This window comes from Anaerococcus sp. HMSC068A02, assembly GCF_001811125.1.
GTDB lineage: Bacteria > Bacillota > Clostridia > Tissierellales > Peptoniphilaceae > Anaerococcus > Anaerococcus vaginalis_C.
The window spans coordinates 2,418-2,642 of sequence record NZ_KV803774.1 but is presented as its reverse complement, the minus strand read 5'-3'; the positions used below and the strand labels follow the sequence as shown (position 1 = coordinate 2,642).

Sequence of the window (225 nt, the reverse complement as noted above, 5' to 3'; positions counted from 1 at the left end):
GGCTGGGGCTCTACCACTGAGCTACACCCGCAAATTGGTGGGGAAGAGCGGATTCGAACCACTGAAAGCTAAGCTAACGGATTTACAGTCCGTCCCATTTGGCCAACTCTGGAACTTCCCCAAAATTTGTATTTCATAGTAACACATTATAGCATAAACTATATATTTATTCAATTTTATGTCACAATAAAATTGGAGCTGATGATAGGACTTGAACCTACAACC

At 41.3% G+C, this 225-nt stretch carries 1 tRNA gene; it reads right to left on the bottom strand.

Annotated elements, in window-relative coordinates:
* Positions 1 to 35: 35 nt before the first annotated feature.
* Positions 36 to 121 (bottom strand) — tRNA-Tyr (locus HMPREF2782_RS08510).
* Between the last annotated feature and the right edge of the window lie 104 nt (positions 122 to 225).